Source organism: Polyangium fumosum (assembly GCF_005144585.1).
Classification (GTDB): domain Bacteria; phylum Myxococcota_A; class Polyangia; order Polyangiales; family Polyangiaceae; genus Polyangium; species Polyangium fumosum.
In genome coordinates this window covers 17,976-42,399 of record NZ_SSMQ01000024.1, presented here as the reverse complement: position 1 = coordinate 42,399, position 24,424 = coordinate 17,976, and the positions used below count along the sequence as shown (strand labels likewise).

At 68.8% G+C, this 24,424-nt stretch carries 22 protein-coding genes; 17 read left to right on the top strand and 5 right to left on the bottom strand.

Annotation, left to right across the window (positions count from 1 at the left end; genetic code table 11):
* The first annotated feature begins 3 nt into the window (after positions 1 to 3).
* From E8A74_RS22955 to E8A74_RS22935, 5 genes are read left to right on the top strand one after another with little or no spacing between them, the layout of a single operon-like run.
* The gene (locus E8A74_RS22955) at positions 4 to 444 is read left to right on the top strand and encodes a biopolymer transporter ExbD (RefSeq protein WP_170229303.1); all 441 of its coding nucleotides are present in this window, start codon (positions 4 to 6) and stop codon (positions 442 to 444) included.
* A complete protein-coding gene (locus E8A74_RS22950; protein WP_136931192.1) occupies positions 441 to 1,274 on the top strand; it encodes a TonB C-terminal domain-containing protein in 834 nt (277 codons plus the stop codon). The genes E8A74_RS22955 and E8A74_RS22950 overlap by 4 nt, the downstream gene beginning before the upstream one ends.
* Entirely contained in the window at positions 1,265 to 2,605 is a 1,341-nt protein-coding gene (locus E8A74_RS22945) for a PD40 domain-containing protein (RefSeq protein WP_136931191.1), read from the top strand. The genes E8A74_RS22950 and E8A74_RS22945 overlap by 10 nt, the downstream gene beginning before the upstream one ends.
* Positions 2,557 to 3,432, top strand: coding sequence for a ferritin-like domain-containing protein (locus E8A74_RS22940; RefSeq protein ID WP_136931190.1), 876 nt, complete (start codon positions 2,557 to 2,559; stop codon positions 3,430 to 3,432). Before E8A74_RS22945 ends, E8A74_RS22940 begins: the two co-directional genes overlap by 49 nt.
* On the top strand, positions 3,405 to 4,301 hold the full coding sequence (locus E8A74_RS22935) for a hypothetical protein (RefSeq protein WP_136931189.1): 897 nt from the start codon (positions 3,405 to 3,407) through the stop codon (positions 4,299 to 4,301). The genes E8A74_RS22940 and E8A74_RS22935 overlap by 28 nt, the downstream gene beginning before the upstream one ends.
* A gap of 7 nt (positions 4,302 to 4,308) precedes the next feature.
* Here the strand turns inward: E8A74_RS22935 and E8A74_RS52560 are convergent, their stop codons facing one another.
* Together E8A74_RS52560 and E8A74_RS22920 are read right to left on the bottom strand one after the other, a co-directional pair.
* Positions 4,309 to 4,965: a thioredoxin family protein gene (locus E8A74_RS52560; RefSeq protein WP_170229302.1), complete on the bottom strand. Its 657-nt coding sequence runs from the start codon at positions 4,963 to 4,965 to the stop codon at positions 4,309 to 4,311.
* Between the two features lie 121 nt (positions 4,966 to 5,086).
* A complete protein-coding gene (locus E8A74_RS22920; RefSeq protein WP_136931187.1) occupies positions 5,087 to 7,306 on the bottom strand; it encodes a DUF4215 domain-containing protein in 2,220 nt (739 codons plus the stop codon).
* Positions 7,307 to 7,582: 276 nt separating this feature from the next.
* Between E8A74_RS22920 and E8A74_RS22915 the strand changes: the two genes are divergently transcribed.
* The gene (locus E8A74_RS22915) at positions 7,583 to 8,449 is read left to right on the top strand and encodes a DUF309 domain-containing protein (protein ID WP_170229301.1); all 867 of its coding nucleotides are present in this window, start codon (positions 7,583 to 7,585) and stop codon (positions 8,447 to 8,449) included.
* A 29-nt stretch (positions 8,450 to 8,478) separates the two neighbouring features.
* Here the strand turns inward: E8A74_RS22915 and uvrB are convergent, their stop codons facing one another.
* Positions 8,479 to 10,632, bottom strand: a complete 2,154-nt coding sequence (gene uvrB / locus E8A74_RS22910) for an excinuclease ABC subunit UvrB (protein WP_136931185.1) — start codon at positions 10,630 to 10,632, stop codon at positions 8,479 to 8,481.
* Positions 10,633 to 10,764: 132 nt separating this feature from the next.
* Between uvrB and E8A74_RS22905 the strand changes: the two genes are divergently transcribed.
* The 3 genes from E8A74_RS22905 to E8A74_RS22895 all read left to right on the top strand — a co-directional run bounded on the left by E8A74_RS22905 (position 10,765) and on the right by E8A74_RS22895 (position 15,509).
* Positions 10,765 to 13,677 carry a TIGR03960 family B12-binding radical SAM protein gene (locus tag E8A74_RS22905; protein WP_136931184.1) on the top strand — a complete coding sequence of 971 codons (2,913 nt, stop codon included), beginning with the start codon at positions 10,765 to 10,767 and terminating at the stop codon, positions 13,675 to 13,677.
* A 39-nt stretch (positions 13,678 to 13,716) separates the two neighbouring features.
* Positions 13,717 to 14,511, top strand: a complete 795-nt coding sequence (locus tag E8A74_RS22900) for a TSUP family transporter (protein WP_136931183.1) — start codon at positions 13,717 to 13,719, stop codon at positions 14,509 to 14,511.
* 296 nt (positions 14,512 to 14,807) lie between these two features.
* A complete protein-coding gene (locus tag E8A74_RS22895; RefSeq protein ID WP_136931182.1) occupies positions 14,808 to 15,509 on the top strand; it encodes a sensor histidine kinase in 702 nt (233 codons plus the stop codon).
* Positions 15,510 to 15,664: 155 nt separating this feature from the next.
* Here the strand turns inward: E8A74_RS22895 and E8A74_RS22890 are convergent, their stop codons facing one another.
* The gene (locus tag E8A74_RS22890; protein WP_136931181.1) at positions 15,665 to 16,843 is read right to left on the bottom strand and encodes a vWA domain-containing protein; all 1,179 of its coding nucleotides are present in this window, start codon (positions 16,841 to 16,843) and stop codon (positions 15,665 to 15,667) included.
* A gap of 116 nt (positions 16,844 to 16,959) precedes the next feature.
* On the opposite strand from E8A74_RS22890, the gene E8A74_RS22885 reads away from it, so the two are divergent.
* From E8A74_RS22885 to E8A74_RS22855, 7 genes are all read left to right on the top strand, one after another.
* Positions 16,960 to 17,385, top strand: coding sequence for a hypothetical protein (locus tag E8A74_RS22885; RefSeq protein WP_136931180.1), 426 nt, complete (start codon positions 16,960 to 16,962; stop codon positions 17,383 to 17,385).
* Between the two features lie 58 nt (positions 17,386 to 17,443).
* Positions 17,444 to 18,262: a ParA family protein gene (locus E8A74_RS22880; protein ID WP_136931179.1), complete on the top strand. Its 819-nt coding sequence runs from the start codon at positions 17,444 to 17,446 to the stop codon at positions 18,260 to 18,262.
* Positions 18,237 to 18,908, top strand: a complete 672-nt coding sequence (locus E8A74_RS22875; protein WP_136931178.1) for a hypothetical protein — start codon at positions 18,237 to 18,239, stop codon at positions 18,906 to 18,908. The genes E8A74_RS22880 and E8A74_RS22875 overlap by 26 nt, the downstream gene beginning before the upstream one ends.
* Positions 18,905 to 19,735 carry a hypothetical protein gene (locus E8A74_RS22870; RefSeq protein WP_136931177.1) on the top strand — a complete coding sequence of 277 codons (831 nt, stop codon included), beginning with the start codon at positions 18,905 to 18,907 and terminating at the stop codon, positions 19,733 to 19,735. The genes E8A74_RS22875 and E8A74_RS22870 overlap by 4 nt, the downstream gene beginning before the upstream one ends.
* Entirely contained in the window at positions 19,732 to 21,000 is a 1,269-nt protein-coding gene (locus E8A74_RS22865; protein ID WP_136931176.1) for a hypothetical protein, read from the top strand. The genes E8A74_RS22870 and E8A74_RS22865 overlap by 4 nt, the downstream gene beginning before the upstream one ends.
* Before the next feature lie 74 nt (positions 21,001 to 21,074).
* A complete protein-coding gene (locus tag E8A74_RS22860) occupies positions 21,075 to 21,794 on the top strand; it encodes a hypothetical protein (RefSeq protein ID WP_136931175.1) in 720 nt (239 codons plus the stop codon).
* Positions 21,788 to 22,267: a DUF6968 family protein gene (locus tag E8A74_RS22855; protein ID WP_170229300.1), complete on the top strand. Its 480-nt coding sequence runs from the start codon at positions 21,788 to 21,790 to the stop codon at positions 22,265 to 22,267. Before E8A74_RS22860 ends, E8A74_RS22855 begins: the two co-directional genes overlap by 7 nt.
* Before the next feature lie 393 nt (positions 22,268 to 22,660).
* On the opposite strand, the gene E8A74_RS22850 is transcribed toward E8A74_RS22855, so the two are convergent.
* On the bottom strand, positions 22,661 to 23,341 hold the full coding sequence (locus tag E8A74_RS22850; protein WP_136931173.1) for a hypothetical protein: 681 nt from the start codon (positions 23,339 to 23,341) through the stop codon (positions 22,661 to 22,663).
* Between the two features lie 182 nt (positions 23,342 to 23,523).
* Here E8A74_RS22850 and E8A74_RS22845 point away from each other — a divergent pair, with 182 nt between their 5' ends.
* A complete protein-coding gene (locus tag E8A74_RS22845) occupies positions 23,524 to 24,399 on the top strand; it encodes a LysM peptidoglycan-binding domain-containing protein (RefSeq protein ID WP_136931172.1) in 876 nt (291 codons plus the stop codon).
* Positions 24,400 to 24,424: the final 25 nt, after the last annotated feature.

Sequence of the window (24,424 nt, the reverse complement as noted above, 5' to 3'; positions counted from 1 at the left end):
GCCATGGGCATGCAGGCCGGCGGATCGAGGCGAGGCAGAGGAAAAGGGTTCGGCGATATCAACGTCACGCCGCTCGTCGACGTGATGCTGGTCCTGCTCGTGGTGTTCATGGTGACGGCGCCGTTGCTCGCGTCGGGCCTGCGGGTCGAATTGCCGCAGGTCGAGGCGACGGAGGCGCCCGTCAAGGACACGAAGCTCGTCGTGACGGTGACCAAGGAGGAAAAAATCCTCTTTGGCGAGGATGACGTGACGACGAGCGTGGAGGACGTGCTCGCGACGAACCCGCGGGTGCAGAAAGAAAAAGAGCTCTACATCCGCGCGGACAAGGACGCGCGGTATGCCGCTGTGGCGCGCGTGGTCGCGGCGGCGCGCTCGGCGGGCGTGCTGGGGCTCAATTTGCTGGTCGAGCCGGAGCCCGACGAGGCGCGGGAGGCGGTCCGGTGAGCACGGACGCGGCGCCGTCCACGAAGAGCGATTTTCGGATCCACGAGATCGCGTGCGCCGTGATTTGCGCGGTGGGGCTGCAGGGCGGGGCGCTTTTGCTGCTGCGCGCGGCGGACCTCGATCGGCCGGCCCTGGCGCCGGAGATCGACAAGGGGCCGAGCGTGCCCGTGAAGGTGGTGCCCGTGCTCGATCTCGACGCGGCGCCGGCCTTGAAGCTCGGCGGAAAACGGGATCCGGCGAAGCTGCCGGATCGATGGCTGAAGCCCCGCGCGAAGCGGCGCGTGGAGGAAAAAGCATTCGTCTCGACGAAGGCGGAGAAGACCGAGGAGGCCATTCCGTCGAAGGAAATCGAGGTGGCCGAGGTGAAGACGCCGGTCCCGCCGCCCGAGGCCGAAGTCGCGAAGGTAGTCGAGACGCCGATCGAGGAGCCCGCGAAGGCCGAACCCCCGCCGAACGTGGATGAAAAAGGCCACGAGGACGGCGTGAAGGGCGGGACGGAGATGGATCCGCTCAAGGCGCGCGCGGTGGACATCTACCGGGAGAAGATCCGGAGCTGGTTCAGCCGCAGGTTCCGCGTGTCGGGGTCGGGTTTGTCACCCGATGAGATTACGAAGTTCCGCGTGGCCGCGACGGTGACGCTCTCGGGCGGTCGATCGGTCGGGAGCTTCGCGATCGTCTCCAGCGGCCAGGCCGCGTTCGACGCCGCGGCGCGCGCCGCGCTGGAGAGCGCCAAGGGCGAGGAGTTGCCGCCGCCGCCCGAGAATTATCCGGACATCGTCCAGAGCCAGATTTCGCTCACCTTCACCTGCACGCCGGAGCGATGCGATTGAAGAAGAACCTGCTCGCCCTCGCCGTCCTCTCGTCCCTCGCGGCCTCCGCGCCGCCAGCCGCGCGCGCGGAGGAGCCCACGCCCGCGGACGCGCCGCCGTCGCCGGAGGATTTGCTCGGCAATATCGTAGTCGTCGCCGGTGCGACGCGGCCCTTGCCGCGGATCGCGGTCCTGCCCTCGTCGAGCTGGGACGAGGAGGACGTGATCATGCGGAGCGTGGCGCGGCGTGATCTCGAGCTTTCGGGCGAGTTCGAGGTGATCTCGGACGACGATTCGCCGGAGGAGGCGTGGGGCGCGGAGACGCTCGACGTGTCGATCTGGGCGAAAAAGAAGGTCGAGGCGCTCGTGGAGGCGCGCGCGCGGCCTGTGCCGGGGCAGGACAAGGTGGAGCTCCGCGCCCGGGTGTATTTCGTGCGCAATGGGGCCGCGGCTGTATTCGACAAGCGGTTTTTGATTCCAGCCTCGGATTTGAGGGAGGAGGCGCACCGGATTTCGGATCTCGTGATCGGGGCGCTGACGGGGCAAAATGGCGGGTTCGCCAGCCGGATGACGTTCGTCGCGGGGGTGGGCAAGCTGCGGCGCGTGTTCACCGTCGACGCAGATGGGCATGATCCGAAGCCGGTCTCGCCGACGGAGGAGATCGCGGTCGCACCGGCGTTCGGAAAAGGGGACGCGCTGTACTGGGCCGCAAGCGCGCAAAACGGAGAATACCGGATCCGGACGGCGAGCGGGCAGGCGGTGGATCTGCCGATGAAGGGCTCGGTGTACGGGCTCGCGTTCTCGCGGGACAGGTCGCGCGTCGCGGTGTCGATCGCGGACGGGGGCACGATCAAGATGTTCGTGGGCCCGGATTTCGCGAGCCTTGCGCCGGCGAGCGAGGTCGGGATGGCCCTCCGGCCGACGTTCACGCCGAGCGGCAAGCTCGCGTATTCGGGCGAGGGGCGCTTCGGGCAACGAATCTACGTGGAAGACAAACCCATCTCGCCGGATGGCCTGTTCGCGTCGGCGCCGACGTTCTGCAATCACCCGGACGGGGTGCGGGCGGTCTTCGCGGTGGGGGTCGGCAAAGATACGGACCTCGTATCGACGGACGAACGCGGGCGAGGGATGGTGCGGCTGACGCAGGGGCAAGGGCGCAATGGGTATCCGGCGTGCAGCCCCGACGGGAGACTCGTGGCCTTTTTCTCGACGCGGACGTCGGGCGAGGGGCCCGGGCTCTACGTGATGCGGCTTGACGGCGGGCGGCCGAAACGGATCTCGACACTCGTCGGAGATTCGTTACGATGGGATCCGCTCCCGCCCGGGCGTGGCGTGGAGATGAAGAACAACTGACGAGCACGGTCGTGATGGACATCCCGATCCCGCCGGAAGGGACGGCGGAGCGCTGGGCGTACGATTATGTGACGAGCGAAGAGCTCGGGCACAAGCTCGCCCCGCCGCCCGTGCCCGCGGGATGGGAAGAAGCCGCGCCCGTGCGTCGTATCGAGCGGCCCGGGAGGCCGAGCTCGCTTCAGATTGTAAAACGCGCGCACAAGTCGCCGGGTCCGGATGCGATTCGGGATCCGGCGCGGCGGGCGCAGCTCGTGCACACGTTCCTGCATCACGAATTGCAGGCCGCAGAGCTGATGGCCTGGGCGTTGCTCGCGTTTCCGGAGGCGCCGCGGGCGTTCAAGGTGGGGCTTTTGCGTATTGCCGGGGACGAGATCCGTCACATGGCGATGTACGCGCAGTACATGGAGGGGCTCGGTCACGCATTCGGAGAGTTTCCAGTGCGGGATTGGTTCTGGGAGCGGGTGCCACGGTCGAAGTCGCCGGCGCATTTCGCGGCCGTGATGGGGATGGGGCTCGAAGGGGGGAACCTCGACCATACGGCGCGGTTCGCAGGGCGATTTCGAGCGATCGGGGACGAGGAGGGGGCGCGCATCCAGGAGATCGTCTGCGCCGAGGAGGTGCCGCACGTGCGCTTCGGCCTGCGGTGGTTCCAGCGCTTCACGGAGGGGCTCGATTTCGAGGCGTGGCGCGCGCATTTGCCGGAGCCGCTTTCGCCGATGGTGATGCGGGGTTCGCCGCTGAATCGAGAGGATCGAATCCGAGCGGGATTTCCGGAAGATTTTCTGCAGGAACTCGACAAATGGGCCCCCGAATCGCGTGGCTCCTGAACCTCGGCGCGGAGGTGGAGCTGGAGGATGCGCGCCGGACGCTCGGGGCGGAGGCGCGGGCGCGGCTTCCGGAGCTCGCGGGGCGGCTCGGGGCATTGGTGCGTCCGGCCGATATATTGCTTTGGGGTGGGCCTGACGAGGCGCGGCGCGCCGAAGGGGCCGTGGGGAAGGCGTGGTTGCCGACGCCGCGGGCGCTCGCGGCGCTCACGCAGGCCGGTGCGCGCGTGCCCGCGGTGCCGTCCTATGAGGTGCTGCGCCAAGTGAACGATCGGCGATTTTCGCTCGGGCTCGGGGCGACGCTGCCGGGGCAGCGGGCCGTGATGACGCTCGACGAGGTGCGCGAGGCGCTCGCGGCGCCGTCGCCGGGAGGAAATTGGCTTTTGCGCAGGCCGCACGGATTCGCGGGGCGCGGACGGCGGCGGGCGCGGGAGGACGAGGTGCTCGGCGCGGCGCAGTCCTGGATCGAAGCCTCATTGCGCTCGTTCGGCGCGCTCGTGGTCGAGCCGTGGGTCGATCGTGTGGCCGATTTCGGGTGGCACGGGTTCGTGTCGCGCGAGGGGCAGCTCTCGCTCGGCGAGCCGACGTGGCAGGAGACGGCGCCGGATGGGACGTGGCTCTCGACGCGGCCCGCGAAGCCCGGGGAGATTGGCCTGGAGGAGACGGAAGCTTTCGCGCAGGCGATGGAGCGAGCGGGCGCGGCGCTCGTGGCCGCGCGTTATTTCGGGCCGTTCGGGCTCGACGCGTTCCGCTGGCGCGACGAGAAAGGGAGCCTGCGGTTCAATCCGCGCTGCGAGATCAACGCGCGGTACTCGATGGGGTGGGGGATCGGAATGGGGGAGCGCCGTCCGGATCTGGATCCGGAAGCGTAAACGAGACTCACATCGGCCGCGCGAGCTTGCGCACGGCGGCGTCCATGCCGCCGAGCAGCGACGCCGGGTTGCTCTCGTCGTAGAAATGCTGGAACTTGGGTCGCGGCGCGTGCACGTCGGCCATGAGCATGCCATCCGGGGCAAGGAAAAACGTGCGCGGGACGTACGAGCCGTCGGGGGCGTACCGCTCGCCGATCGCGGACTCGTCGTCAGGGTTCACGCGAATCATCACGAAATCCTTGGCGCGCGCCACGATGCGCGGATCGTGGAAGACGTTCGCATAATTGCGACAATGAGGGCACCAGGCGGTGTAGAAGACGAGACAAACCGGCTTGTTCTCGGCCTTCGCGCGGGCCATGCCGGCCTCGTAGCCCTGCCAGGCGATTTGCGCGTCGTTCCAGTTCTCGCCATTCGCCGATTTTACGGGCGGCGGGCCGGGCGCGGGCGCGGGCGTGACGGCGGGAGGCGTGGTCGTGACGGCGGCGACGGGCTCGGGGCTCACGGCGGCCGTCGGTCCTTCCGCCCTGAAGGAGCCGTAGAGCAGGACGCCGAGCACCGCGACGGCGCCCCCCGCTGCGGCGAGGCTGCCCCACGCGCCCTTCGCGGAGGCCCCCTTGCCCTTTTTGCGACCCCGGCCCCCGCGTTTCCCTTGATCCTTCGTCACGTGGGAGGTGTAGCCCCGAAAGGCCCGAAGGTCCACACACATCGCGAAGGCGCCGCGAGGGCGAGCGCGTCATTTCGCTCGCCCCCGCGGCCGGATCACGCGCGGGTCGGGTCGGCGCGCGTCACGGCGCGAGGCCGAGGAGGTAGACGTTGTCGGCCGCGCCTCCCGCGAGGGCGCCGCCGCCGAAATTGACGTTTCCGATGAACGAGCCGGTGAACCAGGGGGCGCCGGCGGCGTCGACGGCGACGGACTCGCCGCGGTCGTTTTGATTGTTGCCGAAGCCGCGGAGCCAGACCTGCGTGCCCGTGGGGCTCAGCTTGACGACGAACGCGTCGGCCATGCCGGCCGTCGCGATCGTATTGCCGCCGAAGCTGAGGGTGCTGAAGAATTCACCCGTGATGAGAACGTTGCCGAAGGCGTCGGTCGCAATATCCTTGCCGCGCTGCGCGCTCACGGCGCCGAAGCTCTTGCTCCAAGCGTGCGCGCCGTTCGGATCGAATTTCACGACGAACCCGTCGTCGGCGCCGACGCTCGTGTACATGCCGCCGCCGAGGTCGATCGTGCCCGCATACTGGCCCGTGACGAGCATGTTGCCGCTGGGATCCGCGGCGACCGCGAGGGCGCGCTGAGCCGAGGCGTCGCCGAAGCGCTGGCTGAAAAGGTGATTGCCCGCGGGGCTGAACTTCGCGACGAAGACGTCCTCGCCGCCGGCGCTCACGAACTGGCCGCCGCCGAAATCGGCGACGTTTTCCATTGCGCCGACGATGATGACGTTGCCAGCGGCGTCGGTCGCGACGTCGAGGCCCTGCTGGTTCTGGGCGGAGCCGAATCCCTTGGCCCAGAGCGGGTTGCCCGCGTTGTCCATCTTCGCCACGTAGACGTCGAGGTTGCCGGCGCCCGTGAGCATCGTCATGCCCCAGGAGAACGTGCCGGAGAATGCGCCGGTGACGACCACGTTGCCCGCGCCATCGACCGCGACGCCGGACGACGTCTGCGTGAAGGTCGCGCCGAACCCCTTGGCGAAGAGCTCGTTCCCCGCGGCGTCGAGCTTCGCCACGAAGAAATCGTCGGCGCCGGCGCTCGTGAGGGTCGTGGCGCCGATGTTGATCGCATTGGCGAAGTTGCCGGTGACGAACGCATTGCCCTGCGCATCGACGGCGAGGCCCGTGGCGGTCTGATCGCCAGTGCCGCCGTAGGCCTTCGACCAGACGTGGTTGCCCTGCGCGGTGAATTTCGCGACGAAGACGTCGACGGCGTCCGTGCTCGTGAGCGTGCCGCCGCCGAAATCGATCGTGCCGGTGAAGTTGCCCGCGACGAGGACGTTGCCCATGGCGTCGACGGCGATCGCGAGGCCCTGCTGGGCGCTGGCGTCGCCGAATCCCTTGCTGACCACGTGCGCCCCGGTGCAAGCGGGCGCCGCGCCATTGCAATCGTCGTCGACCGGGGTCGCGCAGTTCTCCGGCGCGGGGAGGATCTGGCCGAGGCAGGGGCCGTACGATTTGCCGTCGGCCGCGCAGGTCTGCGTGCCGCCTTTGCATTGGCCGACGTTTTCGGTGTTCATCGGGCCCGTGTAACAGTTCAGCGTGGTGCCAGGCATGCAGATGCAGCCGACGCTGTCGTCGGGCGTGCCGTCGCAATCCTGATCGAGGCCGTCGCAGACCTCCATTGCAGGGAGGACCTCGCCGACGCAGGCGCCCCATGTTCCGTTCGCGCACGTCTGGTCACCGCCCACGCAGATGCCGACGTTCTCCGTGCCCGGCGGGCCCATGTAGCAGGGTTGCGTGGTGCCGTCGACGCAATCGCAGCCCTCATCCGGGACGCCATTGCAATCGTTGTCCATTCCGTCGCAAATCTCGGTCTGCGGCGCGCAGCAAGCGCTCGGCTCGCCGGTGCACTGATAACCAGCCTCGGTCGCGCAGGCGTCGCTGCAGCCGTCCCCGGGGTTCTTGTTGCCATCGTCGCAGGACTCGGCGCCCTTCACGAGGCCGTCGCCGCAGATGGGCGTGCACGGCGCTCCGCATTCCCAGCCCTCCTCGACGATGCAATCGTTGCAGCCGTCGCCCGGCGTCGAATTGCCATCGTCGCAGGCCTCCTCCTCGACGACCCCGTTGCCGCAGACGCTCATCGTGCCCCCGACGCCGCCGGAGCCGCCCATGCCGGTCCCACCGGAGCCGCCCATGCCGGTCCCGCCGGAGCCACCCATGCCGCCCATTCCACCGCTGCCGGTCGTCGAGCTGGAGGTGCCAAGCGGGAGCGGTGCATCGTCGCTACAGCCGGCCGTGCCGGCGAGCGCCGCAGCCGAAAGGAGGAGGAGCAGGCTCGTTCGTGTCGTTCCGATCATGAAAGTCTCCCGAAGAATGTTGTTGCTCCGATCCGGAGACGCCCAAGGGAGCGTCGCGCGGCGGATGGATCCACGATGCGGGACACAGGCGAAACACGAGCGGTAAAAAGCGCGCGCGCCGCTCGATGGTCCGCTGCGTCGGTTTCGTGACGCAGAGAATGTGAGATGGATCGGATAGGCGCTCTACATGTACTCGGACAGACCCGAGGTGTCGCCCGGTTGGCGCATGTACGTCGGCACGAGCCCGTCCGGTCGACGAGAGGATCTGCGGAAAGCATGCCCCCGCCCTTTCAAACCCCGTCCTGGTCGTGTATCGTCTCCCACGCCGCCATGGCCGACGACGCGAACGAAGATCGTGAAGCTGCTTTCAATCGAGGCCTCGAGGCGTACCGCGCCGGTTGCCATTTCGATGCCTACGACATCTGGACGCAGGTCTACCAGGACGAGCAAAACGAGACGAATCGCCGGTTTTTGCAGGCGATCATTCAAGTGACGAACGCGATGCACAAGGTTCGTCACAACGCAGAGCTCCGCGGATCGGTACACCTGCTCGAACGCGCGCTGATCAAGCTCGACGCGCTGCCCGACGTGCACGGAGGCATCGACCTCGCGACGTTCCGCGACGCGACGCGCACGTGCCTCGCCGAGATCAAGCGCCTGCTGTCGCTCGCGCAAAAGAACCTGGAAGACGCGTTCATTCCGCCGCTGAAGAGCGTGGGCGCAGGGCCCGTGCTCGAGCCGCGTGTGTCGCCGCCGTCGAAAGACCCGGAGACGTTGTTCCAGAACGCCCTCGACGCATACGCCGCGGAGAGGTTCTACGACGCGCACGAGCTGTGGGAGGACTTCCGCCGCACCCGGCCGGAAGCCGACCCGGCGCGTGAGCTCGTGAAGGGCCTCATCCTCGTGGCCACGGCCATGCACAAGCTGCATCGCGCCAAGAGCCCGAGCGGCGCAGCCCAGCTCCTGGAGCTCGCCCTCGACCAGCTCCGCGACGCGCCCGACGGCACGTCGGGCTTCGACATGAAGGCCCTCATCGCCGAGGTGTCGCGCGTGCACGTCGACATCGAAGCGCTCGAAGCGTCGGGCGCCGAGGGGCCGATCGAGGCCCGCTACATCCCCGCGATCCGCCGCCGCAGCGAGTGAGATCGCGCCGGGCCGAAGGCCGCCGCCGCTCAGCGGTAGCGGCCTCGGCCCGTGCTGCCGCTCCCACGCGCGCTCGACTTCTTCGCGCCGCCGCGCGCCGCCGGTGCCTCGCCCGTCTTGGCCTTTGCCCGAGGCTTGGGCTTGGATTTGGTCGCGGGAGGCGCGACCTCGACGCCGGCATCTTCGAGCTCACCCTTGAGCGCGCGGAGCTGATCACGCAGGCGCGCCGCCTTCTCGAACTCGAGGTTTTCCGCAGCAGCGAACATCTCCAGGCGCAGCGCTTCGACGCGCTCGGCGAGATCGGCGCCCGTCGGCGCAGTGTCCTTGCCGGAAGGTCCGCGGCCCGCGCCGCCCTTGGGGACGGCGTAGTAGTCGCGCGCGCCGGAGGTCGGCGAGAGATCGAGGATCGCCTTCGTGACCGTCGCGGGCGTGATGCCGTGCTCGACGTTGTACGCGCTCTGAATCTCGCGGCGGCGGTTCGTCTCCTGGATCGCGTACCGCATCGCGTCCGTCTCGCGATCGCCGTACATGATGACCTCGCCGCGGACGTTACGCGCAGCGCGGCCGATCGTCTGGATGAGCGAGCGCGGGCTGCGGAGGAAGCCTTCCTTGTCGGCGTCGAGGATCGCCACGAGCGAGACCTCGGGCAGATCGAGGCCCTCGCGCAGGAGGTTGATGCCGACGAGGACGTCGAACTCGCCGCGCCGAAGATCACGGAGGATCTCGACGCGTTCGAGCGTGTCGATGTCGGAGTGCAGGTAGCGGACCCGCACGCCGAGCTCCGTGTAGTACTCGGTCAGATCCTCGGCCATGCGCTTCGTCAGCGTGGTGACGAGGACACGTTCGTTCTGCGAGACGCGCTCGCGAATGCGTTCGAGCAGATCGTCGACCTGGCCGGCGACGGGGCGAACGACGATCTGCGGATCCGTGAGGCCCGTCGGGCGGATGATCTGCTCGACGACTTCACCGCCGGTCTTCTGGAGCTCGTAGTCGCCGGGCGTGGCGCTGACGAGCAGGACGCGGTCGTAGTGCGACTCGAACTCCTCGAACTTGAGGGGACGGTTGTCGAGCGCGCTCGGCAAGCGGAAGCCGTACTCGACGAGGGTCTCCTTGCGCGCGCGATCGCCGCGGTACATCGCCGCGACCTGTGGGATCGTCTGGTGCGACTCGTCGATGATGAGGAGAAAATCCTTCGGGAAGTAGTCGATGAGCGTGGGCGGCGGCTCGCCCGGCTTGCGGCCCGAGAGGTGGCGCGAGTAGTTCTCGATGCCGTTGCAGAAGCCCATCTGCTCGAGCATTTCGAGGTCGTACATCGTGCGCTGCTCGATGCGCTGCTTCTCCAGGAAGCGGCCGGCTTTGTCGTAGAACTCGAGCCGGTCGCGCAGCTCCTCGCGGATCGAGGCGATGGCGATGCGGAGCTGCTGCTGCTCGGTGACGTAGTGCGAGCCGGGGTAGATCGCGATGCGGTCGAGCGTGCCGAGCACCTTGCCGCGGACGGGATCGACCTCCTTGATGGCCTCGATCTCGTCGCCGAAGAACTCGACGCGGATCGCGACGGTCTCCTCGTACGCCGGGAAGATCTCCACGACGTCGCCGCGCACGCGGAAGGTGCCGCGGTGGAAGTCGATGTCGTTGCGATCGTACTGGATGTCGACGAGGCGGCGGAGCAGCTCGTCGCGGCGGAGCTCCTGGCCGCGCTCCATCTTGATGAGCAGGCCGTGGTAGCTCTCGGCCGAGCCGATGCCGTAGATGCAGCTCACGGAGGCGACGATGAGCACGTCCGGCCGGGACAGGAGCGCGTGCGTGGCGGCGTGGCGCATCCGGTCGATGGCGTCGTTGATGATCGCGTCCTTCTCGATGAAGGTGTCGCTCGCGGGGACGTACGCCTCGGGCTGGTAGTAGTCGTAGTAGCTGACGAAGTAGTGGACGGCGTTGTTCGGGAAGAGCTCGCGCATCTCGCCGTAGAGCTGGGCCGCCAGCGTCTTGTTCGGCGCGAGGACGAGCGTCGGGCGCTGGAGGCGCTCGATGACCTTGGCCGCCGTGAATGTCTTGCCGCTGCCCGTGACGCCGAGCAGGCACTGGAAGGTCTCCGATCGGCCGAAGGCACCGCTGATTGCCTCGATCGCACGAGGTTGGTCGCCACGCGGGGTGAAGCCTGAGACGAGCTCGAAACGCCTTGACACGAGGGCGGGCAACCTAGTCGCCAAGGGCAGCCCGCGCAACCCGGCGCACCCATGCGCACGTTCGCTGCACGCGAACCTTCTCGCTGCGGTTCACGCGTGCTACCCGAGAGACCCTTCGCCCGAGGTTTTCCCATGGCAGAAGCCCCCGCAGTTCTCGATGGCCACCCGTACGCCGCTTTTCTCGATCGCGTGGAGAAACCCGCGCGTTACACCGGCGGTGAGGTCGGCTCGGTCGTCAAGGACTGGTCCAGCGTGGAGGCGACGGTCTGCCTCGCGTTCCCCGACGTCTACGACATCGGGATGAGCCACCTCGGGTTCAAGATCCTCTACAAGCTCCTGAACGACGATCCGCGCACGCTAGCCGAGCGCTGCTACGCGCCGTGGAAAGACGTTGAGGCAGAACTACGAGCTCGAAGCATCCCGCTCGTTTCGTTGGAAACCAAACGAAAATTGCGGGACTTCGACGTGGTCGGCTTCTCGCTCCAGTTCGAGCTGACCTACACGAACGTCCTGCTCATGCTGGACCTCGGCGGCGTGCCGCTGCGCTCGTCCGATCGTGGCGAGGACGATCCGCTGGTCATCGCCGGCGGGCCGGTGGCGACGCACCCCGAGGCGGTGAGCGCGTTCATCGACGCGGTCGTGATCGGCGACGGCGAGGAGAAAGCGACCCAGGTGGCGCTGACCTGGGCGCGGCTGCGCAAGGCGGGCGTGCCGCGGCGCGAGCGGCTCGTGGCGCTGGCGAAGCTCGGCGCGGTCTACGTGCCCTCGCTTTACCGGACGGAGGTCGATCCGGAGACGAGTTTCCAGATCGTGAAGGCGGCGATCGAGAAGGGTTTGCCCTTGCCGATCGAGCGCGCGCTCGTCGACCTCGACAAGTACCCGTTCCCTGCCGTGAGCCCGACGGGCGGGCCGGAAGCGATCTTCGATCGGGTGTCGATCGAGATCGCGCGCGGTTGCACGGAAGGGTGCCGCTTCTGCCAGGCGGGCATGATCTACCGGCCCGTACGCGAGCGGGACCCCGAGCAGGTGGTGAACACGGTGCTCGAAGCGGTGCGCGCGTCGGGCAACGACGAGGTGTCGCTGACGGCCCTCAGCACGGCGGACGTGTCGTGCATCTCGCCGCTCATCAAGAAGGTCGCGGACAAACTCGCGAAGGAGCGCGTGAGCATGAGCGTGTCGTCGCTGCGCGCTTACGGACTCGAGCCCGATTTGCTCGACGAGCTCAAGCGGGTGCGCGCGACGGGGCTGACGTTCGCGCCGGAGGCGGGCACGCAGCGGATGCGCGACGTGGTGAACAAGAACGTCACCGAGGAGCAGCTCCTCGAGACGGCGGAGCGCATCTTCTCGCGCGGCTGGGACCGGATGAAGCTCTACTCGATGATCGGCCTGCCGACCGAGGAGGACGCGGACGTCACCGGGATCGTGGAGATGGGCGTGCGCACGGCCGGCGTGGGCCGGAAGATCGGCAAGAAAAACGTGGAGGTGACGGTGAGCGTATCGACGCACGTCCCGAAGCCTCACACGCCGTTCCAGTGGGCCGCGATGGACACGCTCGGCGAGGTCGCGCGCAAGCAAGATCTCCTGCGGCAAACCGTGAAGTACCACCGCAACGTGAAGCTCAAGACGCACGGCGCCGAGGCGAGCGTGCTCGAAGGGATTTTTGCGCGCGGAGATCGGAGCCTGTGCGACGTGCTGGAGCGCGCGTACCGGAACGGGGCGCGCTTCGATTCGTGGGACGATCGGCTGCGGCTCGACGTGTGGGAGGAGGCCTTCACGCACTTCGGGACGGATCGAACGCGGTTCCTCGGGACGATCCCCGTGACCGCGCGGCTGCCCTGGGACCACATCGACGTCGGCCTCGAAGAAGGGTTTTTGGCGCGCGAGTACCGGAAGGCGCTGCAGAACCGGTTGAGCCCGCCGTGTGGGAAGGTCGCGGGGACGTTCGTGCACCACACGAACGTGGAGGACGCGGTCGCGGATCAACGCAGGCTCGTTTGTTACGACTGCGGCGTGGCCTGCGACATGACGCAGATGCGAGGCGAGCGGGTCGACTTCCTCCGCAAGCTCGGCGCGAACAAGCGGCTGCCGCTGATCACGGATGCCGTGGTGGCGGCGGCGCCGGTCGTCGAGGCCCCCGTGGACGACGAGGCCGAGGCGATCGAGCAGGCGCCCGCGCCGGTGAAGAAGGCTCCGCCGATGAAGGGGCGCGGCGGATTTTTGTATCGCGTCCGCTTCGAGAAGACGGGCGCGATGGCGCTGCTCGGGCACCTCGACGTGGTGCGGGAGCTTCCGCGCGTGTTCCGGCGCGTCGGCGAGCGGATGGTCTACACGAAGGGCTTCCACCCGAAGCCCGACATGATCTTCTCGCCCGCGCTCTCCCTCGGCGTGGCGAGCCTCGACGAGTACGCGGACGTGCGGCTCGAACGCGCGCTCGAGCCCGCCGAGGTCGCCTCGCTCGTCGAGCGGATGAACACGGCGAGCCCCTCGGGCCTCCGGTTCCGCGGCGCCGCGCTGCTCGGGCCTGAGGACGCGGCGATCTCACGCGTGATCCGGGGCGCGCGGTACGTGCTCGCGTTCGCGCGCGCGGCGCTCGTGGTGCCGCCCGGGCAAACCGCCGAGGAGATGCTCGCCGCCGCGTGCCGCACGGCGATGGCGGCGCCGTCGCTCCCGATTCGGCGCGAGATCGAGGGGATCGGTAAGATCGTCGACGTGCGGAAGTACCTGCTCGCGGTCGAGGTGGGCGGCGCGGAGGCACGCGCGGCGCTCGAGCGCGCAGGGCTGTTCGGTGATCTCGTCGCGCTCGACGTGTTCGTGGAGATCACGGGCTCGGGCGCGGCGAAGTCGTCGGAGATCGCGGCCGTGATCTGCGGGGAGGGCGGCGTCGCTCCGGCGCACCGCGCCATCCGCCTGGAGCTCTTCGGCGGCGCCTCGGACGCGCGCTTCTCGCCGCTCGATCTCGCCGCGGTGAAGAGCGCGCTCGGCCGGGAACGCGCGTCGGCCTCCGCCGCCGGCGCGCCCGTCCTCGTGTCGGCCGGCGCCGAGTGACAGCACGCTCGCTTTTGGATAGGAAACGCCCTCCCGTTCGTGCTCGTCCTCCCGCTCCTCTGCGCGGTCGCCCTCGCCGCCGGCCTGATTGACGCGATCGCCGGCGGCGGCGGACTGCTCACGGTGCCCGCGCTGCTCGTGGCGCTCGCCGATCCCCGCCTCGCGCTCGGCACGAACAAGGGGCAGGCCGTCTTCGGCTCGGGCGCGTCGCTCCTCTCGTTCGTGCGCGCGGGCCACGTCGACAAGAAGCGCTTCTGGCCGACGTTTCTCGCCGCGGGTCTCGGCTCCGCGGCGGGCGCGCGCGCGCTGCTGGCGGCGCGCCCCGAGGTGCTGCGCCCGATCGTGCTCGTGCTCCTGATCGGTGTCGCCGTCTTTTTCGCGGCGCGCGGAGGGCGACGGCCGAAGGCGCCTCCGAAGCCCGACGCGCCGCCTCCCGCGCCAAAGCCTTGGGTGATCGCCGAGCGTCGTCCGCTCGCGACGGCCGTGACCATCGCGCTCGTGATCGGCGCTTATGACGGCTTCTTCGGACCCGGCACGGGGACGTTTCTGATCCTGCTCTACACCACGGTGTTCGGAGACGATCTGACGCGCGCGACGGCCAACGCGAAGGTCGCGAACTTCGCCTCGAACCTCACCGCGATGGTGAGCTTCGCGCTCGCCGGACGGATCGACTTTCGCCTCGCGTTGCCGATGGCCGTGGCGCAAGCCGTGGGCGGCGTCCTCGGCGCACGCGCGGCCGTGAAGGGCGGCGAGCAGCTCATTCGCTCGGCCGTCCTGCTCGTCTCGCTCGCGCTCGCGGCGCGGCTCGCCTACCAGATCCTCGCGGGCGGCTGAACTTCTCCGCCCGTGGCACCCGCAGGGCGGAGGGCCCTGCGCACACGACGACCCACCGATGCGACAGCGTTGTCAGAGGAGGCGCCTTCGCACCCTCGGGCGGGACGCTGGAATTGCGGGCAAGCGTGCGCGGCCCGGCTCTTGCTCAATGCTCTCGTCGCAGCGCGCGAGCGCTCTTCCTTTGCTTCGCTTGGATCGGTCCCCCGGCGTCGGCGTGTGATGGCAGCGAGTCGACGAGGACCACGCCGCCGCCGGGGGACCTTGCTTCTCGCGTCTTCGCGCTAGACTCGCGCGTCGTGACGACGGCATCCGATCCGAACGATCGAGACGCGCGCGCGGCGGCCCTCGCGATCGCAGGCGCTCTCGGGGCAGGCGTGGCCCACGAGCTCAGGAACACGCTCGCCGCGATCGAGTCGGCGCTCTACCTCGCGCGGCGCCACGCGGAGGATCGTGCGCGCCTCGGCGAGCACCTCGCCCGCGCGGAGAACGAGGTGCGGAAGGGGCAAGCGGTGATCGACCGTGTCCTCGCCCTCGCGCGCGGCGAGCCGCTCGACGTGGAGCCTGCGTCCGTCGCGGAGATCGTGGCTTGTGCCGAGCGAGAGCTCTTCGACGTGAACGCGACGATCGAGGTGCGCGTGGCGCCGCCGGATCTCGAGGTCGTCTGTGATCGGATCCTGATCGAGCGCGTGATCGCGAACCTGCTCCTGAACGCGCGTGACGCGCTCGAAGGCCGCGCGAGGGGGCGGATCGTCGTGCGGGCGCTCGCCTCCGGCGAGGCTGTCGTGGTCGACGTCGAGGACGATGGGCCGGGGATCGATCCGGAGATCGCGCCGCGCATCTTCGAGCCGTCCGTGACCAGCAAGCCGACGGGCACGGGGCTCGGGCTCGCCTTGTGCCGCATCATCGCGCATGCGCACGGCGGCACGGTCGAGGCGCTCGGCGCGCCCTCGGGCGGCGCGCTCTTCCGGCTCACGTTGCCCGCAAAGCGCGCTTCCTAGAGCGCCGATTCGTTCGGCGCTCTGCGAGAGCGTGAAGCGAGCTCGCCTCGGGGGGTGAATCGACCGGGCTTTGCCTGGGCGAGAGGGGGACGCGAGGCGTCCCCCTCGGGACAAAAGAGCTAGAACAATGAGCGGTTGTCCAACCGCTCGTTGTTCTAGCGCCGCGTGCGCCCGCCGCGGACGAGCTGCGCCACGGCCTCGCCGAGCCCTTCGAGCGTGAGCTGGTACATCGGGAACACGTCCTTCACGATCTGCACCGTGCCGTGCGACCAGCCGCTCGGCGGATCCGGGTTCAGCCAGACGGACCGTTCGAAGTGCTCGCGCAACATCGCGAGCCACCCGACGCCCGGCGTGCCTGCGTCGTCGCCCCAGCTCGCCGCGCCGAGCAACTCGTAGGGCGCCATCGACGCGTCGCCGACCATCACCAGCTTGTAGTGCTTGCCGCACTCGTGGATGAGGTCCCGCACGCTCACCGGGTCCTGAAACCCCTCGGTTTTGTAGACCTTCCCGTAGACGCAGTTGTGGAAGTAGTACGTGCGCAGCTCCTTCCAGTGCGTCGCGCGCTTGGCCGCGCTGAAGAGCTGCGAGACGGCGTGCGCGTACGGATCCATCGAGCCGCCGACGTCCATCATCAGGAGGACGCGCGTGTTCGGCCGTCGCGGCGGCCGCGTCACGACCTCGAGCTCGCCTGCGTTTCGCGCCGTCGCGTCGATCGTCCCCTCGATGTCGAGCTCCTCGACGGCGCCCTCGCGTTCGAAGCCGCGGAGCTTGCGCAGCGCCACCTCGATCGTGCGCACGTCGAGCGTGATGTCGCTGCGGTACGAGCGGTACTTGCGCGCGTCCGCCGTATGAATCGCGCTCTTGCCGCCCGAGCCGCCGCCCATGCTGATCCCCGACGGATGGAAGCCCGCGCGGCCGAACGGCGACGTCCCGCCCGTGCCGATCCACCGATTGCCCCCGTCGTGACGCTCCTTCTGCTCGCGCAGCCGCTCCTCGAACTGGCGCAGCACCTCGTCGAGATCGAGCGCCTCGATCATCGCCTTCTCTTCCTCGCTGAGCTGCCGGAGCTGCTTCGGATCCTGGAGCCACGCCTTGAGCTCCTCGGCGATCTTCTTCGCCTCCACGTGCACGCCCCGGAAATGCTTGGCGAAGGCGAGGTCGAAGTCGTCGAGGTGGGCCTCGGAGTGCACGCAGAGGGCCCGCGCCACGTGGTAAAAACCCTCCAGCGACGAGTCGTGCAGCCCCGCGGCGAGGGCGCGGCCGAGCGCCACGGCCTCCTGCGTCCCGACCGGCACCTGCCTGCCCCGCAGCTCGTACAGGAAATCGAGGAACATCCTGGGGAGAGCTTAACCTCTTCCGCGCCCTCTGCTCCCCGTTCCGGACGTCTCTCTCGCGTCCGGGATGCGCTCGCGGCTCCCCTCCGCGCGTGCACTTGTGTATGGTTCCCAGAATGGCGAACAAGGAGGAACTGGTCCAGACGGTCAAGGCCATCGTGAAGCACTGGCGGGATGGCCAGCTCGACGAGGCGTACGCGGGCTACCGCGATCTCTTCTCGAGGCCGGATTTCGCGGAGCATCGGCCGGAGGACCAGAGGAGCGCACTGAAGCTCATGATCATGGCGAAAGGCGCGCCGAACCCCGAGCGGCCCACGCCTGCGATGGTCGAGGCGCATCGCACCGCTGTGCCACCCCTCACGGACCTCGTGTCGGCCCTCGGCGACCCGGCAGATCACGAGATGCTCGGCATCTGTCACGTCTTGCTCGGCAACCTGGAGGCCGCGCGCGCGATCTTCCGGGCTGGGCTCGCGATCGAGCGTCAAAGAAATCCGCAGTCGGATCTGTGCGGATCGCTCATGAAGCGGTTCAGCCTGATCTAGTTCGTCGCCGCGCGACCCACCTTTTCGCGTGGTGTCCTGCTACGATGGCGCGAGAAGCATGCACGTCATCTGCGTGGCCAGCCAAAAGGGAGGCGTCGGTAAGACCACGATCTCGCTCAATCTGGGTCTCGCCCTCGCCCGGGCCGGCAACCGCACGCTGCTCATGGAGCTCGACGCGCAAGGCAGCCTCTGCCTCTCGCTCGGGCTCCCCGACCGCGCGCGGCCAGGCATCGCAGAGGTGCTCACGGGCGCCGAGCACATCGGCAACGTCCTCCTCCGGACCCGCGACCCGCAGCTCCACGTGCTCAGCGTCGGCCGCGTCGATCCCACGACCGTCGCGGGCTTCGAAGAGGCGCTCACGCGCACCGGCATGCTCACCGGGATGTTGAGCAAGCTCGAGAGCGAGTTCGACCTCGTGCTCCTCGACTGCCCCGCGGGCCTCGGCAAGGTGACGAGCCGCGCGCTCGAGGCCGCGACGCACGTGCTCTCGCCGCTCCAGGCCGAGCCGCTCGCGCTGCGCTCCGTCGGCCAGATCCTCGCGCTCGTCGACCGCGTCCGCGCCGAGAAGAACCCGCGCCTCACGTTGATCGGCATCGTGCTCTCGATGTTCGACCGGCAGACGCCGGCCTCGCTCGAGGTCGCCGAGACGTTGTGGACGCGTTTCCCGGGCGGCATCATCCTCGACAGCGTGATCCCCCGCGACGAGGTGTTCCTCGAAGCGTCGCTGCGCGGCTCGCCGCTCCTGCTCATGCAGAAGCGCCCCCCGCCGCTCGCGCGTGTCTTCGATCAGCTCGCGAACGACGTGCTCGATCGCCTCGACAGCCAGAGCGGCGCCGCCACGGAGGAGGACGATGGCCCGATCCCGCTCCTCGTTTGACCTCACGAACGCGATCGCGGCCGCGACCTCGCTCTCGGGAGAAGAGAAGGGCAAGAAGAAGCAGCCCGCCGTCGAGCCGCTGCCGCCCGATCTCGTCTCCTTCGATCCCGGGGCGACCGCGCCGGCGACCGAGGCCTCGCCGCCGCCGCTCCAGCCGACGACGCCGCGTGGCGGGCACGGCGCGGCCTCTGCCGCACAAGACCCGGACGCGAGCTTGGGCGATTCGCCGCGGAACCTGCCGAAGCTGCCGGATCTCTCGGGCATCACGAGCCCCGTGAAGCGCTGCGAGAAGATCGTGCAGTGGATCGGCGAAGTCACGGGCGCGACCGACGTGTTCCTCGCCGACGCCGCGGGCCTGCCGCTCGCCGGGGCCGTGAGCGACACCGAGGCGAAGCTCGCGGGCTCGGGCCTCGTCGCCTCGTCGATCGCCTCGCTCGCGTCCGCGGTGCCCGGCAACCTGGGCGCGACGTTCGAGATGCACATCGGCGAGGGGCCGTGCTTTCAGCTCATCGGCTTCCAGGTCGGCCCGACGCTCTTTTTCGTCGGCTTGAACCGCGCCCGCCCGCTCACGCCCAACCAGTCCCTGGGGATTCGCCTCGCTTGCCGGCATGCACTCGGCGACGCGTTGCGTACCGGAGGACCATGACGGCGCGGCCTGCTCGGCCGAAAGGAGCTCCCACCGGCGCGTCCCTCGTCGAGCAGCTCGCCGCGAGCGTCGACGGGTGCGAGGCGATCGTCGCGTTCCACATCGCCGACGGGAAGATTCACGCGGCCTGGATTCGCCCGGGCTCCGGCTACACCGCGGGTGCCGTCACGCAGAGCCTGCGCGAGGTCTACAAGACGAGCCAGGTCCACGCGCGCCGGCTCGATTTCCTCTCGCCCTCGCCCATGCTCGATCCGGGCTCGGCCGACCTCTCCGACCCGCTGATCACGCTGGAGATGCCGGGCCGCGTGATCGTGCTCCGGCGCGTGCACAGCCACGTCGTCGCGGCCTCCTTCGACGGCACGGTGCCGCTCGGCTTTGTCCGGTACCACGCGGCGCGTATCACCATGACGCTCCGGCCGGAGCTGCCGGAGGAGTCGGCCACGCCGTCCTCGGGCGTGCCTGCGGTCTCGGTGCCGCCGCCGACCGTGAACGTCGTCTCGAAGCCCGCGCCGGACGACGCCGAGCACGAGGAGCCGGCGCGTACGCTCGCGTTTCCGGCGAGCGGCGCGGTCGTCGTGCGTTCGTCGCGCCCGCCCCCGCGCGGCACGAAGGCGGAGATCGACCGCGCGACGAAGCTCCTCGCGTACCTCGACGCCCATGCGCCCGATCCACACGTCGTGCGCCTCCGCGTCTCGCTCCGCGCGGGCATCAAGCCGATCGCGCTCGACCACCCCGAGTCGCTCGGCGCCGACGCGATGGTCCTCGTCGAAACGGCGGCGGAGGACATCCTCGGCATCGACCGCGCCGAGCTTCGGAGCAAGTTATGAGGTCGCTCGGCGAGCTCGTCCGCGACCTCCAGCCGCACTCGCTCCTGACGCTGAGCGACCAGCTCGTCTACGTCCAGAGCCACCACCACGCGATCTTCCTCGACCAGACGGTCTCGGACGCGCTCGGCGGCGAGGGCTGGGCCGTGCGCAAGCAATCCGCCTTCGAGAGCTCGCACGCGCTGCTCGAAGCGGTCTTCAAGGCGCAGAGCGTCGAGGGCGCGAAGGACCGGCTCGAAGCCGCGTCCACGCTTTTCTCGGCGATGGGCCATGGAAAGCTTGTTTTCGACGTGACGGCCGAGGGCGGCATGGTGCGCGGCGAGGCGCTCTTCTACGGGGCGAGCTTCGCCGAGAAGTACGGCAAGAAGATCCGCCACAAGCAACCGGTCGACTCGTTCGCGGCGGGCTTCTCGGCGGCGGCGGCGAGCCTCGCGTTTCCCTCGGACTGGGGGCATTTCGAGGCCGAGGAGGTCGCGTGCGTGGGGCGGGGGGATGCCGGCTGCACCTTCACGCTCTCGCGCCGCCCGGAGAGGCCGCGGCTCGGGATGGCGGTCACGCGCCAGGTCGTGGCGGGGCTCCCGCTCAAGGCGCCGCCGCTCGACGCGCCGGCCTCGCAGTATCCGCATGCCATTCCCTCGGCGATGCGGGTCCTCCGCAACCTCGCGGCGACCGAGGAGGGCGCGCTTGCGGCGTTTGGCGTGCGCCTCGCGATCGTGCCGGTCGGGTACGTAAACCAGATCACGTTCGACACGATGCACCTTTTGGAGAGCCGCACGCCGGAGCTCGTGCCGGTGTATGCGGCGCTCGTGCGCGAGGCGGCGCAGGCGGGGGCGTTTCATTTGCTCGGCGGGGTGCTCTCGTCGCCGGAGTGGGCGATTTCCTCGAAGGCGACGGGGCCGGTCGAGCACCGGCTGGAGAAGCTCCTCTCGATCGCCCGCGTGCTCGGCTGGGGCCGCTGGTATTCGGTCGAGTTTTTCCCGGGCCAATCGCTCGTCGTGCGGAGCCCGACCACGCAGGAGAGCATCTATTACGGGACGCGGTATGGTGCGTCCGTGCGAAACCGCCTTTTCTTTCAGCAGGGCGCGGTCCTCGCCGTGATGCAGCTCCTCCACCGGGTGGATTTCGCGGTGCCGAATCCGATCAGCGCGAAGTCGTATGCGGGGCTCTTCGGCGGCGGTGGCGTGCGGTTCCATGTGGAAGAGACGCGCTCGCCGCTGCGCGGGGACGATATGTGCGAGATCGTGGTCGAGGTGCTGGCGGATCGGTGAATGGGGGCGTCCGCGCGGGCAGACGCGCACCACGTGGATGGACAGAGCCCAATGCCTCGTGTCTCCTGTGGGAAATGAGAGTCCCACGCCTGCGTAGCCTCGTCTCGTGGGGGCTCCTCGGCTGCGCGGCGGCGGCGCTCGTGCCGCTCGGCTGCGCGGCGAAGATCGTCTATCCCACGGTGGAGGACGAACGCCCGCGGGTCCCGGACGCCACCGCGGAGCGGCTGCGGGAATGTGTCGATGAATTCGGGGGTGACCTTCCCCGCGGGAAGTTCACGTTCGACGTCGCCTTGACGGTCGACGAAGATGGGCAGGTCGTGGATGTCAAGAGCAGAGGCGTGCCCCATGAAGAGCTCGCGATATGCATGCGGATCGCGCTGCGAGGCATGACCGTCCCGGACCAGCTCCTCAGGCTGTCCACGTTGCGCCTTTCCGCGTCCGCCGCATCTACGCACGGGCAGACGCCGGCCGAGCGTGGGCTCGTCGGGCACCCCGGTGCGCTCGTGTTCGTGGCGATCGCCCTCGCCGACCTCATCATCGAGGCGGCCCCCATCATCGTCGTGATCGCCGCGTCGGTGGAGATTGGCAAGTCGGATATTGCGGAGGCGGCTCGGAAGCGGCCCAAGCCGAACTTGAATAGCTGCCTTGATGCTGCCGCGGCCGGCGGTGTGCTTTGGCAGAACTTGTGCAATTCGATCCCCAATCTCCGCGCCCGTGAGAGGTGCTGGAGTCTAGTGAATGAGAGCGAACAGAAAAAGCGCGGTTGGTGCAACGAGAAATTCGGGAGATGGTAATGTCCAAGCCTAAAAAGATCACCTCGAGAACCAAAGGAACGCGCTGGATGGCCGAGCGCCGTCTCGAGCGGCGTGATGCCGTCGGGGGCATCGTGGTGGTCCGCATCGGTGTTCCAGTATGGCCCCCTGGCGCCGGGCCCTGGAAATGCCCGTTCATCATCTTGGGGCTCGGCGACGAATCGATTCAATTTGGTTACAGCGAAGATTCGATGGGGGCCATCCAGAATGCCTTGAGTGGCATTCGCAGCATGCTCGTGCAGAGCGGGATTCCGCTTCGATGGGAGTTGGAGGGGGCTGAGGAAAATGACACTGGGTTTCAGATGGCTGTCCCCTTCGCATATGGCCTCGGTTTTCAACAACACCTTGAAAAAATGATTGAAGCGGAGATCGAGGAGCGCGCCCGCCTCTTCCGCGAGCTCATCGAGCGCCGCGAGGCCCGCCGCAAGGCGCGGGCAAAGCCGCAAAAGGGATGAGGCCCTGCAAGGCGCGCGCTTCACAGCGCTGGTCCCGAAGGGGGACCGTTCGCGCGTGGCGGGCGCTCTCCGCACCCTCCACGCGCATCTTCCACGGCATCCCGCGCCAGCAGACGCCCGAGCAGCCGCCCTGCGAGGACGCGGCGTCGTCCGCGCGCCCCTGACCCACGGAGGAGCGATGATGCGGGACCTCACGCAGGCGGCTGCGCGGCTCCCCGCGGCATCGCGCAAGGCCCGGCAAGCCGGTTGCGACGAGCCCGGCGTCGGCGGGAGAGGGGCGCTCAGGCGATCGTCACGCCTGCCGCAGGGATGCGGGGAGCGTCGTCGGACGCTTGCGACGCGTCCCGCACCATCGCGGGTGCGTTTTCCGTCCCCCGCACGGGCGCCTGCGCTTCAGGGGGTGGCTTCGGGCGCGGCGGCGGCACTGGAGCGGCTCGTCTTGCGCCACGGAATCGTGAACAGGGCCGTCTTCTCGCGGTCCTTGAGGATGCTCTGGATCGTGCCCAGCTCCGCCTCGCGCACCTGCGAGAGCTCGGACTTGTAGAGCGTCAGGGCGACCTTCCCGCTCTGGAGCGCGAGGCGCGTCTTGTCTTCGTTCTTGTCGGCGGTGGAGAACTCCGCGAGCTCCTTCTCCAGCTTGTCGAGAAAGGCCACCCGGAGCGGATCGTCCACCCCGCGCGTGCGCAGGTTCGAGAGGGCCGTGTTCGTGCGATCCGTGAACGTCGCAGCGCCGAGACGGCGGAGCGCGGAAGGGGCCTCGGGCAGGAGCGTGAGCGCCTCCTCCGGGCTCTTGACGGCGATCGTCCGCCGCAGCTCCGTGTAGATGTCGACGACATCGAGCTTCTCGGCGTCCTCGACGGCGCGCGCCCGGATCTGATCGTCCTCGGCGGCCTGCAAGGCGGCTCGGCGGCCGTCGATTTCCGCGACGAGGGCGCTGGCCTCGGCGCCGACGGCGGCGAGCCCGGGATACCGCTGGGCAAGCGCGCTGCACATCGCGCCCCGGCGGATGAAATCCTCGCGGTACGTATCAAAAGGCGTCTCTTCGGTGTACGTCTGGTAAGTATTTTTCGCCATGGGGCCAGCTCGCGCTTGGGAGGGAAGGAGTGTGCAGTGACGGTACGTCCGCTCACGCGCGATCGTCAAGGAGTTCTCGAACCTCGGAACGAGGCACGAGCGCGAAATGGGCGCGCCGGAAAGCCCTTGGACCTCAAACTACCCGTTGAGCACCGCGCGCCTTTCGCGGTACCCTCGACCCGATGAACTACGTGGTCCAGGCAGGCGACACGCTGAGCAAGATCGCTTCGCGCAATGGTCTGACCGTCCGCGAGATCGTCTCGGCCAACCCCCAGCTCACGAATCCGAACGTCCTGTCCGTCGGGCAGCGCCTCGTCCTGCCCACGGCAGAAGGCGCCGGGGGCGGCGGCGGCGGCGGCGGCGAGGGCAGCACGAACGCCGCGTCCGACACGCGCCCCACCACCACCGAGACGAGCGGCGCGAACCGCTCGAACCCCCCGCTCACCTCGCCGAACAGCGATTGGATCCTGCCGGGCGAGGGCCTCGCGCTGAAGCTCGTCCCCACCGATTTCGCGAACGCCGCGCGGGAGCTCGGCTGCGAGACGGCGGCCGTGCGCGCGGTCGCCGAGGTCGAGTCCGGCGGGCGGAGCGGCTTCGACGCGCAGAAGCGGCCCAAGATCCTCTTCGAGGTCCACAAGTTCCGCAAGCACACGGCCCGGCGCTACGACCAGAGCCACCCGCACCTCTCCGCCCCTTACGAGAGCCCTCGCCGCAGGGAGAGTTATCGCAAGGACCAGTGGCAGGTCCTCCGCGAGGCATTCACGCTCGACCCCGAGGCCGCGGTGAAGAGCTGCTCGTGGGGCATGTTCCAGGTCATGGGCGAGAACCACGCGATGTGCGGGTGGCGCAACGTCCGCACGTTCGTGGAGGATATGTTCGTCTCGGAGGCGCAACACATGCGCGCCTTTCTTGGTTTTTGCCGCGACAAGCGGCTCACCCGCCACCTCTTGACGAAGAACTGGGCCGCCTTCGCCCTCGGGTACAACGGCGAGGACTACGCCTCGAACCAGTACGATACCAAAATGGCCGAGGCATACCGTCGGTACAGCCGAAATTGAGCTGCCGGGCGCCGGACCCGCGATC

Coding starts and splice junctions, on each gene's coding strand:
- E8A74_RS22955 (WP_170229303.1), top strand. CDS start 4: ATGGGCATGCAGGCCGGCGGATCGAGGCGAGGCAGAGGAAAAGGGTTC.
- E8A74_RS22885 (WP_136931180.1), top strand. CDS start 16,960: ATGGCGAACAAGGAGGAACTGGTCCAGACGGTCAAGGCCATCGTGAAG.
- E8A74_RS22890 (WP_136931181.1), bottom strand. CDS start 16,843: ATGTTCCTCGATTTCCTGTACGAGCTGCGGGGCAGGCAGGTGCCGGTC.
- E8A74_RS22920 (WP_136931187.1), bottom strand. CDS start 7,306: ATGATCGGAACGACACGAACGAGCCTGCTCCTCCTCCTTTCGGCTGCG.
- E8A74_RS22940 (WP_136931190.1), top strand. CDS start 2,557: ATGGGATCCGCTCCCGCCCGGGCGTGGCGTGGAGATGAAGAACAACTG.
- E8A74_RS22880 (WP_136931179.1), top strand. CDS start 17,444: ATGCACGTCATCTGCGTGGCCAGCCAAAAGGGAGGCGTCGGTAAGACC.
- E8A74_RS22855 (WP_170229300.1), top strand. CDS start 21,788: ATGGTAATGTCCAAGCCTAAAAAGATCACCTCGAGAACCAAAGGAACG.
- E8A74_RS22865 (WP_136931176.1), top strand. CDS start 19,732: ATGAGGTCGCTCGGCGAGCTCGTCCGCGACCTCCAGCCGCACTCGCTC.
- E8A74_RS22850 (WP_136931173.1), bottom strand. CDS start 23,341: ATGGCGAAAAATACTTACCAGACGTACACCGAAGAGACGCCTTTTGAT.
- E8A74_RS22915 (WP_170229301.1), top strand. CDS start 7,583: ATGCCCCCGCCCTTTCAAACCCCGTCCTGGTCGTGTATCGTCTCCCAC.
- E8A74_RS22845 (WP_136931172.1), top strand. CDS start 23,524: ATGAACTACGTGGTCCAGGCAGGCGACACGCTGAGCAAGATCGCTTCG.
- E8A74_RS22875 (WP_136931178.1), top strand. CDS start 18,237: ATGGCCCGATCCCGCTCCTCGTTTGACCTCACGAACGCGATCGCGGCC.
- E8A74_RS22860 (WP_136931175.1), top strand. CDS start 21,075: ATGAGAGTCCCACGCCTGCGTAGCCTCGTCTCGTGGGGGCTCCTCGGC.
- E8A74_RS22905 (WP_136931184.1), top strand. CDS start 10,765: ATGGCAGAAGCCCCCGCAGTTCTCGATGGCCACCCGTACGCCGCTTTT.
- E8A74_RS22945 (WP_136931191.1), top strand. CDS start 1,265: ATGCGATTGAAGAAGAACCTGCTCGCCCTCGCCGTCCTCTCGTCCCTC.
- E8A74_RS22935 (WP_136931189.1), top strand. CDS start 3,405: ATGGGCCCCCGAATCGCGTGGCTCCTGAACCTCGGCGCGGAGGTGGAG.
- E8A74_RS22870 (WP_136931177.1), top strand. CDS start 18,905: ATGACGGCGCGGCCTGCTCGGCCGAAAGGAGCTCCCACCGGCGCGTCC.